Below are 13,331 nucleotides of genomic sequence, written 5' to 3' on the forward strand. Positions count from 1 at the left end.
TGACAATAAGAACAAAAGCAAGTACACTAAGGAGGAGAACACATGAAGGAGTTTCTTCAGAAGAAAATCAAGAACGAAAAGGGCCTGACCCTCGTCGAATTGCTCGCAGTCATTGTCATTTTGGGTATTATCGCAGCGATTGCTGTGCCGTCGATTGGGAATATCATACAAAACTCCCGTGAAAAAGCAGTTTTAGCTGATGCCACAAATGCAATAGAAGCAGCTAATCTATTCTTCGCTGAACATCCTGATAAGACAACTGTATCTTTAAAGACTGCTAGTACAGAAGGCGGCTATAAGTTAGAGCCAGAGTATTTACAAGAAAGTTCGCTAACTTCTGCAACTGTAAACAAGAAAGACGATAACTCATTAACTATTACTTTTTCAGGTGAGGCGGGTAAGAAGACTGTCTCAGCTACTGATGCTACCAAGAAAGACTTGAGTGAGAAAACTGATGTAATTAAAATCGGAACAACCAGTAAACCAAGCAAATAAGGAGCCAACCCATGCAAATCCCATTCACCCGCCCGAAGCGGCCGGTCTCGATGACAATTGAAGAAGACGCGGTCCGCTATGTGAAGCTGAAGGCGGGGGAGGACCTGGTCGTCGAAGAAGCGGTCGACGTGCCGCTTGCGCCGAATATCGTGCATGACGGCCGGGTCGTGGATCCTGCAGGGCTGGTGTCCGTGCTTGACGGGCTGGCGAAGGAGTGGGGCATTGCCAAACGCGGTGTCCAGTTCCTCGCGCCCGATACATATGTGATGATCCGGAAAGTGCCGTATCCGGAGGACGTGCTGGATGATGAACTGAAGGGGCACTTTTTCATAGAAATCGGGTCATCGATCTATTTGCCGTTCGATGATCCGGTTTTTGACGTGGTGCCGTATTTGCCGAATACCACATCCAACGAAGCGATCTTGATCGCCTCGAAGGAAAGCGTGCTGCATGGCTACGAGGAGGCATTCGCGTCCGCGAAGTTCGATCCGCTCGTCGCGGACATCGCACCGCTCGCCCTCTACCGGCTCGCCCACCGGCAGCATCAGTTCACGGGGGACGAGCACGTAATGCTCGCAGATCTGACCGCCGGCAAGCTCGTCGTGTCGATCTTCCACGAACATTACCCGCTGTTCATGCGGCCGGTCGATCTTGAAAGTGCCGCAGATATCAATGTAGCATCGCCGGACCTTCCGGCGTCGAGTTCGCTGCTGTCGCCCCAGGCGATCGTGCAGGAACTCGAGAAACTCGTCAATTTCTACCGCTACAATATGTGGAATGGCACTGCGACGATAACCCATGTGCTCGTCACCGGCCTCTATGCCGATCTCGATGACCTGCTGGCGCTTGCGTCCGGCCGGCTCCATGTTGCGGCGAGTCCGCTGCTGCCCGAACCGCTTCTGTTTGCATCCGGCGGGGCGGTGCCGTCATCGTTCAACCGGACGATCGGACTTGCACTGAAAGAGGTGTCCCATGCTAGTCGACATTAACTTACTGCCGGAAAAGGAGAGGGAACGTTCCGGTTTCCTGGTTGCCGCGCTGGGCGTCATCGGCGCGGCTCTTCTTGTCTGGCTCGTGTTTTTTCTCCTTGCCCGGAGTCTGACCGCCGACACGGAACGCCTTGACGATCAGCTGATCCACCTTCAGGCGACCCAGGCGGAATTGTCCGGCCGTCTGAACCGTTCGGACAGCGCTCAGGCGCATGATGAACTGGCGGCAAGCGTCGAGTGGGCGGAAAATTACCGCTATGAGACCGCTCCGCTGCTTGAGGACCTGACCGCCCAGCTGCCGCGGCGCGGATTTTTCCGGTCGTTCGCGTTCGCCGCGCCCCACCAGGCGACGGTCGAAGTGCAGTTTGACGATAAAACCGAAGCGGCGTACTACCTGACGCGCATCCAGGCGTCCGAAGCGATTCAGACCGCGTCCCTTGAATCGGTCGAAACCGAGGAAATCGAGGATACGGCCGATATGACGGACGGCGGCACAGCTGTCATCCGCCGCTTCCTGCCGCGGTATATCGCTGTCTATACGGTCTTCTTCAACGATCCGCGCGGTACGCTCGACGGGGCAGCGCCTGCCGTGCCGGAAGAAACCCCGCCGCCGGCGACTGATGCACCGCCAGAAGCCGATGACCCGGCAGCGGATGGAACAGTGCCGGATGCTGCACCGCCGGCCGATACGGAACAGGAGGGATCCGATGCGGAGTCTGACTAAACGGCAGAAGGACCTCGCCGTCCTCATCCTGTCGATCATCTTTTTCCTGCTGCTTGCAGCCTACAGCTGGTATCAGTTGTATGCGCCGGCACGGGAGGCCAATGAACAGGCGGTCAGCTCACTCGCCGACCAGCGCGAGGTCCTGTTCGAACTGCAGCGCCAAGTCGCGGCCCAGCCGGAAGAGGTCTCGTCCAATTCGCGGCCTCTCCAGCAGAAAGTGCCTGTGCTGCCGCTCGAAGAACAGCTCCTCGTCCAGCTGGAGAAGGCGGAAGTGAAATCACGTGCGGACATCGGGGACGTGCAGTTCACAAAAGGGGAGACCGGGCCGGACCTGACGGAACCCGCTGCAGAGTCCATTGAGTCCGGGGACACTCCGGAGCCTTCTCCCGAGACTGCCATCCAGGCGATGACGGTCGACGTCGAGCTGACGGCTTCTGATTACAGTCAGGTCGACCGGTTCATCCGCGAAATCGAAAAAATGGAGCGCATCTTCATCGTCCAGTCGATCGAGCTGACGCCGCCTGAGGAACAGCGTGAAGTCGAAGAGGAGACGGTGCCGCTCGAACTGACCCTGTCCTTCCAGGCGTTCTACCGCCCTGATTTGACAGACCTGATCGAGGAGACGCCGAAACTGGATGCCCCTGACCCTGCCGGCAAAGTCGATCCGACCGCCCGTCAGGAAGAGGAGGATACCGAATGACGATCGTCTGGACGGTCTTGTTCTTCATCTACGGGACGGTGTTCGGCTCGTTTTATAACGTGGTCGGCTTACGCGTCCCGAAAAAGGAGTCGGTTGTCACCCCGCCGTCGCACTGCACTGTATGCGACCGCCGGCTGACACTGCCGGATCTCGTCCCTGTACTGTCGTTCGTGTTCCTGCGCGGCAGATGCCGGGGATGCGGCACGAGGATCAATCCGATCTATCCGTTCATGGAGTTCGTGACCGGCCTGCTGTTTGCGTGGGCGTTCCTGCATTTCGGTTTCACGGCGGAACTCACCGTTGCACTCGTTTTCCTGTCGATGCTCGTCATCATCACGGTGTCCGATATCGCATATATGCTTATTCCGAATAAAGTGCTGCTGCCGGCGGGGATCGTGCTTGCAGTCCTCCGTCTTGTCAGTCCGCTGAGCCCTTGGTGGGACAGCCTGCTCGGTGCGATTATCGGCTTCGGCGTTCTGTTCCTGATCGCCGTCGTCTCGAAAGGCGGCATGGGGGGCGGGGACATCAAGCTGTTTTTCGTGCTCGGTCTCGTGCTCGGCACGGAACTCACGCTGCTCACACTGTTCCTCGCAGCGCTGATCGGTTCGATTGTCGGTATCATCCATCTCAGGAGGACGGGACAGGGACGGAAGACGCCGGTGCCGTTCGGTCCGTCGATCGCTGTCGCCGCCGTCATCTGCTATTTTGCAGGGGATGCGCTTGTCGGATGGTATCTTTCGCTGTTAGCTTGAGTCGAACAATTCTTCAGAACAAGACGACAGGAGTCTTGTTCTTTTTTGCGTCCACCCTGATACGATTGAACGAGGGGGGATTGCGATGAATTTCAAGAAAAAGTATTCGAAGCTGACGATCATGCTTGCGCTCGGACAAGGGGTGCTGCTCGGCATCATCGCCGTGGCGGTCGTCGGCTTCATTCTCATGAAGACAGATGCGCCGGATGCTGCCGCGACGCCGGAACCGAACGTACCGGCAAACGGTCCGGCGGCAGCCGATCCGAAAGGGGAGGCCAAAGCGGAGGAGATGCCGGCACTCGGTGCACCTGTTGCGATGTATGCTCGCCAGCACGGAGTGTTCTCGTCGAAGGGATCTGCAGCGGCCTTCATAGCCGACAGCCAGGTGCCGGCCGCAGCGGTCGTCCGTTCGGACAGCCAGTACTTCGTCTGGAGTGCGCTCGGTCCGACTGAACAGGACGCGGATCCGGCAGGCAGTGAAGGGGCATTCCGCAAGTCGCTCTCCGTCACGCCGCTCGCCTGCACAGGCGGGGGAGGCGAGCTTGTCCAGGCGGTCCTGAAAGCGGGAAAAGTTTCCGAAATCCAAGATTTGGTGAATGTGCGGAAACAGTCGGCGGAAGGCGGGAAAAAGGATCCGCTTGCCGAGAAATTGGCCGCCATCACGGCGTTCACCGGCGATCTTAACATCATCCGCATGCATGTGATCGCCCATTTTGCGGAGAGCGGCGATTGTGTCAAACTTCAGTTTTGACGCTCAAAACCATGCCAAAACGCCATTATCCGGATTCCGAGACAATTTTCTTCTTCTCCCCTGTGTCGTATGATGAGGCAAAGGAGGCGTTACCCTATGTTGTTTGAAACGAATGAAACGATCATCCTCGCATCATCCTCGCCGCGGAGGAAGGAACTGCTCGCACGGCTCGGCATCCCGTTCACCGTCATGCCGAGCGGAGCGGAGGAACCGCCGATCGAAACGTCCGAAACTCCGGAAACTTATGCAGAGCGGCTGTCGTCCCTAAAAGCGTCTGCGCTTGTGAAAGACCATCCGGGAACCGTTATCATCGGTGCCGATACGGTGGTCGCGCTGGACGGGAAGGTGTACCCGAAGCCGGGATCCGCTGCCGAGGCGGAGCGGTTCCTGAACGAGCTGTCGGGACGGACTCACAGTGTCATAACCGGTGTGACAATCATGCGGGATGATGAGATCATACGTTTTTCAGCCGTCACGGCCGTCACATTCCGTGACCTCGATGAAGAATTGATCGGAGCCTATGCAGCATCCGGGGATCCGCTCGACAAAGCGGGCGGCTACGGCATCCAGACGGCGGGCGGCCTGTTCGTCGAATCGATCCGCGGCGATTACGAGAATGTCGTCGGCCTGCCGATTTCCGAACTTGCGCATATACTCCGCAGCCGGGATATTATCCAGGTGCGAAAAGAGGCGCTCCCATGACGGCGGAGTATAAGGATTCCCTCATGATCCGCGACATCCATTTCGCGGACCGGCCGCGGGAGCGGATGACGCGCCAGGGGGCGGCAAGCCTGTCGAACCAGGAACTTGTCGCGATCCTGCTCAGGACAGGCTCACGGACCGAATCGGTGCTCGTGCTGGCGAACAAGCTGCTGTCGGAATTCGACCGCATCCAGGATCTGCGGGATGTGACGATCGAGGAATTGACTGCCGTCAAAGGGATCGGGGATGCGAAAGCCGTGCAGATCATGGCTGCCGCGGAACTCGGCAAGCGGATCTATTCCATGCCGCACGAAAGCCGCTATGCGATCAAGTCGCCTGAAGATGCCGCTGCGTATCTGATGACGGATATGGCGAAACTGAACCAGGAGCATTTCGTCGTCCTGTTCCTGAATGTCAAGAACGAAGTGCTGCATAAGCAGACGATCTTCATCGGCAGCCTGAACTCGTCCATCGTCCATCCTCGGGAGATCTTCCGCGAGGCGGTGAAACGGTCGGCCGCGTCGCTCGTCGTCGCACATAACCATCCTTCCGGTAACGCGACGCCGTCACCGGAGGATATCGAGGTGACGAAGCGGCTGACGGAAGCGGGTGAGCTGATGGGCATCGATCTTCTTGACCATATCATCATCGGCGATCACCGCTATATTTCCCTGAAAGAGAAAGGATACATGTGACACTGTGAATTTGTTCGCCTTTCCGTTATACTATGGTGTATGCTTTTATCAAGCCTCATAAAACGGTACTGCAGAAAGGAAGAACGAATTTGTTTGGACTAGGAGCGAGAGATGTCGGGATTGACCTCGGCACCGCCAATACGTTGGTTTTCATCAAAGGAAAAGGCATTGTTCTGCGGGAACCATCCGTAGTTGCGAAAAATACGATGACAAATGAAATTGTCGCAGTCGGAAGCGCTGCGAAAAATATGATCGGCCGGACGCCGGGTTCGATCGTGGCGACACGTCCGATGAAAGACGGCGTCATCGCGGACTTCGACATTACGACAGCGATGATCGAGCATTACATGAAAGAAGCGACAAAGGCATCAGGCGGTGCGTGGAAGAAGCCGAACGTGATGATCTGCGTGCCGTACGGCATCACATCCGTCGAGCAGCGTGCGGTCATCGATGCAGCCCGCCAGGCAGGCGCAAAAGACGCGTATACGATCGAAGAGCCATTTGCGGCAGCGATCGGTGCGAACCTTCCTGTCTGGGAACCGACAGGCAGCATGGTCGTCGATATCGGCGGCGGTACGACTGAAGTTGCGGTCATTTCACTCGGCGGCATCGTCACGAGCGAGTCGATCCGTGTCGGCGGGGATACGATGGACGCAGCGATCATCAGCTACATACGCAAGACGTACAACTTGACGATCGGGGAACGCACTGCGGAAGCCATCAAGATCGAGATCGGTTCGGCGAGCGCTGTCGAAACGGCCGAGAAGATGGAGATCCGCGGACGTGACCTTCTGACAGGCCTGCCGAAGACTCTTGAGATCTCACAGGATGAAATCGTCGAAGCGCTTCGCGAATCACTGCTCCAGATCGTGGACGGGGTGAAGAAGACGCTTGAGACGACACCTCCTGAGCTGTCGGCGGATGTCATGGAACGCGGAATCGTCCTGACGGGCGGCGGTGCACTGCTGCGCAACCTGGACAAGGTCATCTCCGACGAAACGAATATGCCGGTGTTCATCGCCGAGGATCCGCTTGATTGTGTCGCGATCGGGACAGGCAAAGCACTCGAGAATTTCGACGTCATCAAGAAGATGCAGGCGAAATAAGTAAGGGAGGAACTCGGCAATGCCGCGATTTTTTTCGAACAAACGACTTATTTTACTGCTCGTGGGCGTGATTGTCCTGGTGGCATTGATTGCCTTCTCCATGAAAGACCGGCAGAGCGCCAGCCTCCCCGAAAAAATGGTGAAAGACGTGGTCGGTTTTGGACAATCGCTGTTTTCAAAACCGGCGCATGCCATCACCGGCTTTTTCGATGATATCGATGGAATTCTGAATACATATGAAGAAAACCGGACGCTGAAAGCGCGTCTGACCGAGTATGCATCCAACGAAGTCGAGCTTGCGGATGTGAAAGAGGAGAATGAGCGGCTGCGCAAGATTGTCGGCAAACAGGACGATCTGCGCGCCTACGATCCGGTCCAGGCGACCGTAATTTCACGCAATCCCGACCAATGGGAAGAGAAGATCATCATCGACAAAGGTGAGAAACACGGCGTCCAGCTGAACATGGCAGTCATGACATCGAGCGGCCTCGTCGGAAAAGTCGTCCTCGTCACAGCATTCACCTCGACTGTCGAACTGCTGTCGACGGAGAACCAGAATTTCCGGGTCTCCGCGATGATTCCCGGCAAGAAAGATATTTTCGGCCTGATGGAAGGGTTCGACCATGAACGCGGCGAATTGATCATGAAACGGATCGATTCGAATTTCGAGGTCAAAGTTGGACAGAAAGTGATGTCCTCCGGTCTCGGCGGAATCTTTCCTAAGGGACTGCTGATCGGGGAAGTGACCGAAGTGTCGACCGACGATTACGGGCTCACGAAGCTGGCGTATGTCCGTCCGGCTGCTGAATTTTCGATGCTCGATCATGTGATGGTCGCAAAACGGCAGTCTGAAACAGCACAGGGGACCGACTCGGCGAAAGCGTCTGCAGCGGAGGGGGAGGAAGGATCATGACCCGATTCCTCATCCCTCTGCTTGCGGTCGTTTTGTTTTTCGTGGAGCCGGTCTTCAGCCTGTTTTCGCCGATCGAGCTCGGGGATGTGCGCTATACGCTCGTCCCCCGGTTCCTGACCGTCTTCCTCGTCTTCCTTGCCTGCTACTATGGCCGGCGGAAGTCGATAATTTACGGTTTGGTCTTCGGCCTCTTGTATGATATGTACCACATTGATATTATTGGGATATATGCATTTCTCTATCCGCTCATTTGTTACTTGGCGGCAGTGCTCATCCGGCAGGTCCACCGCTCCATCTTTTCGGTGATGGCCCTGTCCCTCGGCATGATCATCCTGCTCGAGATGATGTCCTATCTGTTCGCAAGTCTCATTGCGCTGACGTCGATCGGCTTCGAAGCCTTTCTGACAACGAGGCTCGTGCCGACCGTCATTGCGAATTCGGTCTTCATCCTGTTGTTCGGCTGGGTGTTCCATACCTGGCTGTACAAACGAGTCATAGAGAAGCAGATCGGTATGTAATTTACGCGATAGGGGCGGGTGAGGCAATTGCCGAAACAACAACTGGTAACGATAAAAGGGACGAAGGACGGACTGGTCCTGCGGCTGGACGATCAATGCGCGTATACGGATCTTCTGGAGGAACTCGGCCGCAAGACGCAGGATCCGGGACTGGAAGGTGCCGTCGAGGTGAAGATCCATACCGGCCACCGGTACTGCAGCGACAAAGCGATGAAGGAGATCATCCAGACGGTGCAGTCTGCCGGACAATTGCGGGTTTCAAAGATTCAAAGTGATGTCATCACGATGGAAGAGTGCAACCAGCGTGTGCGGGAACAGCAGTCGGAGACGTACATCGGCATCGTCCGTTCCGGGCAGGAAGTCCGGGCGGAAGGCGACCTGGTCGTCATCGGCGATGTCAATCCGAACGGTTTCGTCTCGGCAGCAGGAAGCATTTATATATTAGGACGCCTGAAAGGGAAGGCGCACGCCGGCTGCACCGGCAACCGGGAAGCGGTGATCGCCGCTTCCTGGCTGGAAGCGACCCATCTTATCATCGCGGACCAGATGGAGACGATGACCGATGAACTGGCGATTCTGTCCGAGTCGCCTGAAATGGAATGCGCCTACCTGCATTCGAATGGGTTCATCGCCATCGACCGTCTGCAGGACTTGAGACTGCTGCGTCCGAATCTGTCTACATTCAAAGGGGGGAGCTAATGTGGGAGAAGCAATCGTAATAACATCTGGGAAAGGCGGAGTCGGGAAAACCACTTCGTCTGCGAACCTGGGCACTGCATTGGCCCTTCAGGGAAAGAAAGTCTGTCTGGTCGATACGGATATCGGCTTGCGGAACCTGGACGTCATCCTCGGTCTTGAGAACCGGATCATCTATGATCTGGTCGACGTGATCGAAGGACGCTGCCGGATCCAGCAGGCGCTCGTCAAGGACAAGCGGTTCGACGACCGGCTGTTCCTGCTGCCTGCCGCCCAGACGACCGACAAGAACGCCGTCACACCGGAGCAGATGAAAGATCTGATCACCGAACTGAAGCGCGATTATGATTACATCCTGATCGACTGCCCTGCCGGCATCGAGCAGGGATACAAAAACGCGGTTGCCGGCGCGGACCGGGCGATCGTCGTGACGACCCCCGAGATTTCGGCCGTCCGTGATGCGGACCGCATCATCGGCCTCCTCGAACAGGAAGACATCGAGCCGCCGAAGCTGATCATCAACCGGATCCGGCGGTCGCTGATGAACCAGGACGACATGCTGGACGTCAACGATATCACGACACACCTGTCGATCGACCTGCTCGGCATCGTGCTCGATGATGAAAACGTCATCTCATCGTCGAACAGAGGCGAACCCGTCGTCATGGATCCGAACAATCCGGCAGCGCTCGGCTACCGGAATATCGCACGCCGGATCCTCGGTGAGTCGGTGCCGCTCATGTCCATCGACACCGGAAAACCCGGCTTCTTCGGCAAACTGAAATCATTGTTCAAGAAATAATATCGATTCCCCTGTGCCTGCGCGGCATGGGGGCGTTTTATTTCCCCGGAAATGATGACAGGCAGCATCCGTCCGCCAGGTTCCCGACTATTCGGGCGGCCCTCCTCATATACTGGCAAAAAGGAGGAGTGCGCTTGAAAGCTAGGAAGAGATGGCTGGCGGCTCTGGTGTTCACGGCAGGTGTGCTCGGGGTGTCCCAATTGGAGAAGAACGGCACCGTCACCCGCCCGGTCACCCAGTATCTGTCGACGGGCCAGGATTTCGTTGCGATGAAAAAATGGGTGGCGTCAAGACTCGAACCTGAATCGAACGGCATGATCCAGGTGAGCGGGGAAGCGGTGCCCGTCGATCCGTTCGCGGCTTATGAATCGATGCAGCCCTACAAATCGGGGGTCATCCTGTCGTATGCGGAACCGCTGCCGATCGCGGCGAGGGGAAGCGGGCTCGTCGTCTTCACCGGTTTCACGAGACAGTCGGGCAAGACGCTCACTGTGCAGTACGACAATGGAGATGAAGTGACATACGGTTTCGTCGGATCGTTCGCGAAATTGCCATACACGGCGGTCGAAAGGGGGGACACGCTCGGCATGATGGAAGAAGGCGCGATGTATTTGAAAGTGAAGCGGGATGGACTCGTGCTTGACCCGACCGTCCTGCCTGCATTTTTCGAGGAAGTGGCGGAGTGAGATTCCGGCTGCACCCGGTCCTGCTTCCGCTATTCGTCTTCCTCGCCGTCATGGACGGTCTTGCTGCATATGTGATCGTGTTCCTGTCCCTGCTGCTCCATGAAGCGGGCCATATTGCGGCGGCGCTATTCTCGGGTATGCGTATCCGGTCCGTGACGATCTATCCGTACGGCGGGGAACTGGTCGTGCCGGACAGGGACACGTATCCGAAGCGGTCGCGTCTCCTTCTGGCGCTCGGCGGTCCGGGCGCAACAGCTGCTGTCCTGGCCGCTGCCTGTGCCATCCCGTTCCCGGGGGCTGATGACGTGATCCGCGTCCAGCTCGTCATCCTGCTCGTCAACCTCATGCCGATCCTGCCGCTCGACGGCGGACAGGCGCTGCTCGTGCTGTTCGAGAGTGAGACGAGCCGCTATTTCGACCATACGGCGTTCCTGCTGTTCTCGATCGGCTTCCTTGCCGTCGGAATCGCCCTGCTGTTCACCGGCCTGCCGGAAACCGCGCTGCTCATTGCTCTCGCCGTCTTCCTCGGTCTGCAGAACATCGGCGGGTTCCGCTACAGGCGATACCGGAGGATCTATGATCAGCTGAAAAGAAACAGGTTGACATGATATGCCGGGCTGTGATATTATTCTACTGTTATGTTTGTAGCGCACCCGTGCTGCAACCGCTCTGAACCGGGTACAAGCATCCACATGGGTCACCCGTTAAGGCGAGTCTAAGACAATTCGAGGAGGTGCAAGTATGTACGCAATTATTGAAACCGGCGGAAAGCAGATCAAAGTGGAGCAGGGTCAGGAAATCTTCATCGAGAAATTAGTGGGAGACGCTGACGAGGCGATCACATTTGACAAAGTTCTTTTTGTAGGCGGAGATGACGTGAAAGTCGGCGCTCCATTCGTGGAAGGCGCAACTGTATCAGCGAAAATCGTGAAACAGGGCAAAGGCAAGAAAATCACTGTCTTCAAATACAAGCCAAAGAAAAACTACAGCCGCAAACAAGGTCATCGTCAGCCATACACGAAAGTTGTCATCGAAGGCATCAACCTATAAGCCGCGATGATTCAGCTGAGAATCGAGAAACAGCCGTCGGGCCGCATCACCTCATTTGAGATGAGCGGACATGCTGATTATGCGGAACATGGGAAAGACTTGGTGTGCGCAGCGGCATCCGCTGTGTCATTCGGCGCAGTCAATGCGTTGATCGCACTGACAGGCATCACCCCGGTCATCGAACAGGGTGATGAGGGCGGCTATCTGAAAGTCGTTCTTCCGGAAACGGGAGATGACCATGACCAGCAGGTGATCATGCGGGCGATGATTGTTTCCATGGAGACGATTGAACAAGATTACGGGCAATTCATACAAGTATCCTATCAGTAAGCAGGAGGTGGAACATATGTTACGTTTGGATCTTCAGTTTTTCGCATCGAAAAAAGGGGTAGGTTCTACAAAGAACGGCCGTGACTCCGAATCGAAACGTCTTGGCGCAAAGCGTGCCGATGGACAATTCGTTTCTGGCGGATCGATCCTCTACCGTCAGCGCGGAACGAAAATTCACCCAGGTGAAAACGTAGGCCGCGGAGGCGATGATACTCTTTTCGCAAAAGTTGACGGCGTCGTACGCTTCGAGCGTTTCGGCCGCGACAAGAAAAAAGTAAGTGTGTATCCTGCAGTGCAGGAAGCATAAGAATTGAATTCAGAAAGGACTGCACACAGCATTGCGTGCAGTCCTTTTTTGGTTGATTGGGATTATCGGGCGCCGGGTGTCCGGTCAAGTTTTGGCAGGGGCGCTTCTAACTGCGGTTCGCGTGCGGGATATGCGGGTGAGTCGAAGTAAGAAATGCTTTATTTGCACGAAGCCGAGAAAAACTGATCGTTCATGCAATAAGAACGCTTCTAATTGCACGAAGCTGAAGAAATTCCAGTCCTTCATGCAATTAGGCGGCCTCTATTTACACGAAGCCCCGAAAAACCGGTCACTTCATGCAATAAAGCCTGCCCCAACAGCCCGAACGCCAAAAACCCTTCTCATGACCTAAGAGAGACCGCTATACGAGAACACAGCCGGCCGTTCCCGAATCAGCCCATAATTGCTCAAGCCCTTTCCTGCGCGGCAGCACGGACTCCCGGAACCGGCAGACTGCCGCGGGCGTAGACAGCGCTAAGAAATTTCATTGCAAAACCGGGTGCATCTGCAGCCGGCGAAACCGTTTGACGCGGCCTGCCCGGATAGTGCTATACTGTAAGGAACGAAACGGCAGGCGGTGACAGGAATGAACGAATCGGAACTGACAGTACGGCAGGCGCTCCGGTATGCGCGGCACGACTTTTTGAATGAGCTGCAGCTCATCCTGATGCAGATGGATCTCGGCCGTGTGCCGGAAGCGCGGGACCAGCTGCTCGCGTCGACGGAACGGATGCAGCAGGCATCGCGGGTCGCCGGGCTCGGACTGCCGGCGCTCGAGACGTGGTTGCTTACGTTCGGCTGGCATTTCAAGGCGTTCGCGGCCGAACTGGTTGCGCAGACATCTCCGGCGGCCGCACCGCGGCAGGCCGATGACCGGGATGTCACGGAGTTTCTGGACGCCCTGTTCCGCCAGCTGGAAGAGCATGCGGATCCGTTTACGGATAACAGCGTGGAGATCATGGTATCCGCAGAGGATGCGGACTGGAAAGTGACACTGACGCTGCCCGTGCAGCCGATACCGCACGAATGGACATCGGAGGAGCGGGAACACTGGACTGCAGAGGTCTATAAAAGCAATGAGTATTGGACGTTCACGATCCGTGGACATTAGGAGG

19 protein-coding genes and 1 other annotated feature are annotated in these 13,331 nt (G+C 56.4%); all 19 genes read left to right on the forward strand.

Going from position 1 to position 13,331, the window contains the following annotated elements; translation table 11 throughout:
• The first annotated feature begins 42 nt into the window (after positions 1 to 42).
• The 19 genes from BN1190_RS07590 to BN1190_RS07680 all read left to right on the forward strand — a co-directional run bounded on the left by BN1190_RS07590 (position 43) and on the right by BN1190_RS07680 (position 13,327).
• Positions 43 to 495, forward strand: a complete 453-nt coding sequence (locus BN1190_RS07590) for a type II secretion system protein (protein WP_040286357.1) — start codon at positions 43 to 45, stop codon at positions 493 to 495.
• Between the two features lie 11 nt (positions 496 to 506).
• Entirely contained in the window at positions 507 to 1,484 is a 978-nt protein-coding gene (gene pilM, locus BN1190_RS07595) for a type IV pilus biogenesis protein PilM (RefSeq protein WP_052461748.1), read from the forward strand.
• Positions 1,468 to 2,208 (forward strand): hypothetical protein, encoded by a 741-nt coding sequence (locus BN1190_RS07600; protein WP_052461749.1) that lies wholly within the window; start codon positions 1,468 to 1,470, stop codon positions 2,206 to 2,208. Before pilM ends, BN1190_RS07600 begins: the two co-directional genes overlap by 17 nt.
• Entirely contained in the window at positions 2,192 to 2,908 is a 717-nt protein-coding gene (locus BN1190_RS07605; protein ID WP_052461750.1) for a hypothetical protein, read from the forward strand. Before BN1190_RS07600 ends, BN1190_RS07605 begins: the two co-directional genes overlap by 17 nt.
• Positions 2,905 to 3,660: a prepilin peptidase gene (locus tag BN1190_RS07610; protein ID WP_040286358.1), complete on the forward strand. Its 756-nt coding sequence runs from the start codon at positions 2,905 to 2,907 to the stop codon at positions 3,658 to 3,660. Before BN1190_RS07605 ends, BN1190_RS07610 begins: the two co-directional genes overlap by 4 nt.
• Before the next feature lie 85 nt (positions 3,661 to 3,745).
• Positions 3,746 to 4,411: a hypothetical protein gene (locus BN1190_RS07615; protein ID WP_040286359.1), complete on the forward strand. Its 666-nt coding sequence runs from the start codon at positions 3,746 to 3,748 to the stop codon at positions 4,409 to 4,411.
• 96 nt (positions 4,412 to 4,507) lie between these two features.
• Positions 4,508 to 5,113: a Maf family protein gene (locus BN1190_RS07620; protein ID WP_040286360.1), complete on the forward strand. Its 606-nt coding sequence runs from the start codon at positions 4,508 to 4,510 to the stop codon at positions 5,111 to 5,113.
• The gene (radC, locus tag BN1190_RS07625; RefSeq protein ID WP_040286361.1) at positions 5,110 to 5,808 is read left to right on the forward strand and encodes a RadC family protein; all 699 of its coding nucleotides are present in this window, start codon (positions 5,110 to 5,112) and stop codon (positions 5,806 to 5,808) included. Before BN1190_RS07620 ends, radC begins: the two co-directional genes overlap by 4 nt.
• Positions 5,809 to 5,897: 89 nt before the next feature.
• Complete coding sequence (locus BN1190_RS07630; protein WP_040286362.1) at positions 5,898 to 6,914, forward strand: rod shape-determining protein; 1,017 nt, start codon at positions 5,898 to 5,900, stop codon at positions 6,912 to 6,914.
• 19 nt (positions 6,915 to 6,933) lie between these two features.
• Positions 6,934 to 7,827: a rod shape-determining protein MreC gene (gene mreC, locus BN1190_RS07635; protein ID WP_040286363.1), complete on the forward strand. Its 894-nt coding sequence runs from the start codon at positions 6,934 to 6,936 to the stop codon at positions 7,825 to 7,827.
• Positions 7,824 to 8,345: a rod shape-determining protein MreD gene (gene mreD, locus BN1190_RS07640; RefSeq protein WP_040286364.1), complete on the forward strand. Its 522-nt coding sequence runs from the start codon at positions 7,824 to 7,826 to the stop codon at positions 8,343 to 8,345. Before mreC ends, mreD begins: the two co-directional genes overlap by 4 nt.
• A 27-nt stretch (positions 8,346 to 8,372) precedes the next feature.
• Positions 8,373 to 9,044, forward strand: coding sequence for a septum site-determining protein MinC (locus tag BN1190_RS07645; protein WP_040286365.1), 672 nt, complete (start codon positions 8,373 to 8,375; stop codon positions 9,042 to 9,044).
• A 1-nt stretch (position 9,045) separates the two neighbouring features.
• A complete protein-coding gene (minD, locus tag BN1190_RS07650; protein WP_040286366.1) occupies positions 9,046 to 9,843 on the forward strand; it encodes a septum site-determining protein MinD in 798 nt (265 codons plus the stop codon).
• Between the two features lie 134 nt (positions 9,844 to 9,977).
• Complete coding sequence (locus BN1190_RS07655; protein WP_040286367.1) at positions 9,978 to 10,529, forward strand: M23 family metallopeptidase; 552 nt, start codon at positions 9,978 to 9,980, stop codon at positions 10,527 to 10,529.
• Complete coding sequence (locus BN1190_RS07660; RefSeq protein WP_040286368.1) at positions 10,526 to 11,137, forward strand: metalloprotease; 612 nt, start codon at positions 10,526 to 10,528, stop codon at positions 11,135 to 11,137. The genes BN1190_RS07655 and BN1190_RS07660 overlap by 4 nt, the downstream gene beginning before the upstream one ends.
• Positions 11,138 to 11,181: 44 nt before the next feature.
• Positions 11,182 to 11,256 (forward strand) — a sequence feature (ribosomal protein L21 leader region).
• 14 nt (positions 11,257 to 11,270) lie between these two features.
• On the forward strand, positions 11,271 to 11,579 hold the full coding sequence (rplU, locus tag BN1190_RS07665) for a 50S ribosomal protein L21 (protein ID WP_040286369.1): 309 nt from the start codon (positions 11,271 to 11,273) through the stop codon (positions 11,577 to 11,579).
• A 6-nt stretch (positions 11,580 to 11,585) separates the two neighbouring features.
• A complete protein-coding gene (locus BN1190_RS07670; RefSeq protein ID WP_040286370.1) occupies positions 11,586 to 11,909 on the forward strand; it encodes a ribosomal-processing cysteine protease Prp in 324 nt (107 codons plus the stop codon).
• Positions 11,910 to 11,925: 16 nt separating this feature from the next.
• Entirely contained in the window at positions 11,926 to 12,216 is a 291-nt protein-coding gene (gene rpmA, locus BN1190_RS07675) for a 50S ribosomal protein L27 (RefSeq protein WP_025783524.1), read from the forward strand.
• Between the two features lie 586 nt (positions 12,217 to 12,802).
• Positions 12,803 to 13,327: a Spo0B domain-containing protein gene (locus BN1190_RS07680; RefSeq protein WP_052461751.1), complete on the forward strand. Its 525-nt coding sequence runs from the start codon at positions 12,803 to 12,805 to the stop codon at positions 13,325 to 13,327.
• The last annotated feature ends 4 nt before the right edge of the window (positions 13,328 to 13,331 follow it).

The sequence above is a fragment of the Sporosarcina koreensis genome, from assembly GCF_000826145.2.
Taxonomy (GTDB): Bacteria; Bacillota; Bacilli; order Bacillales_A; family Planococcaceae; genus Sporosarcina; species Sporosarcina trichiuri.

What these genes read in the sequence shown, in the direction of transcription:
- BN1190_RS07590 (WP_040286357.1), top strand. Translation starts at nt 43, where the DNA reads ATGAAGGAGTTTCTTCAGAAGAAAATCAAGAACGAAAAGGGCCTGACC.
- pilM (WP_052461748.1), top strand. Translation starts at nt 507, where the DNA reads ATGCAAATCCCATTCACCCGCCCGAAGCGGCCGGTCTCGATGACAATT.
- BN1190_RS07600 (WP_052461749.1), top strand. Translation starts at nt 1,468, where the DNA reads ATGCTAGTCGACATTAACTTACTGCCGGAAAAGGAGAGGGAACGTTCC.
- BN1190_RS07605 (WP_052461750.1), top strand. Translation starts at nt 2,192, where the DNA reads ATGCGGAGTCTGACTAAACGGCAGAAGGACCTCGCCGTCCTCATCCTG.
- BN1190_RS07610 (WP_040286358.1), top strand. Translation starts at nt 2,905, where the DNA reads ATGACGATCGTCTGGACGGTCTTGTTCTTCATCTACGGGACGGTGTTC.
- BN1190_RS07615 (WP_040286359.1), top strand. Translation starts at nt 3,746, where the DNA reads ATGAATTTCAAGAAAAAGTATTCGAAGCTGACGATCATGCTTGCGCTC.
- BN1190_RS07620 (WP_040286360.1), top strand. Translation starts at nt 4,508, where the DNA reads ATGTTGTTTGAAACGAATGAAACGATCATCCTCGCATCATCCTCGCCG.
- radC (WP_040286361.1), top strand. Translation starts at nt 5,110, where the DNA reads ATGACGGCGGAGTATAAGGATTCCCTCATGATCCGCGACATCCATTTC.
- mreC (WP_040286363.1), top strand. Translation starts at nt 6,934, where the DNA reads ATGCCGCGATTTTTTTCGAACAAACGACTTATTTTACTGCTCGTGGGC.
- mreD (WP_040286364.1), top strand. Translation starts at nt 7,824, where the DNA reads ATGACCCGATTCCTCATCCCTCTGCTTGCGGTCGTTTTGTTTTTCGTG.
- rplU (WP_040286369.1), top strand. Translation starts at nt 11,271, where the DNA reads ATGTACGCAATTATTGAAACCGGCGGAAAGCAGATCAAAGTGGAGCAG.
- BN1190_RS07670 (WP_040286370.1), top strand. Translation starts at nt 11,586, where the DNA reads ATGATTCAGCTGAGAATCGAGAAACAGCCGTCGGGCCGCATCACCTCA.
- rpmA (WP_025783524.1), top strand. Translation starts at nt 11,926, where the DNA reads ATGTTACGTTTGGATCTTCAGTTTTTCGCATCGAAAAAAGGGGTAGGT.
- BN1190_RS07680 (WP_052461751.1), top strand. Translation starts at nt 12,803, where the DNA reads ATGAACGAATCGGAACTGACAGTACGGCAGGCGCTCCGGTATGCGCGG.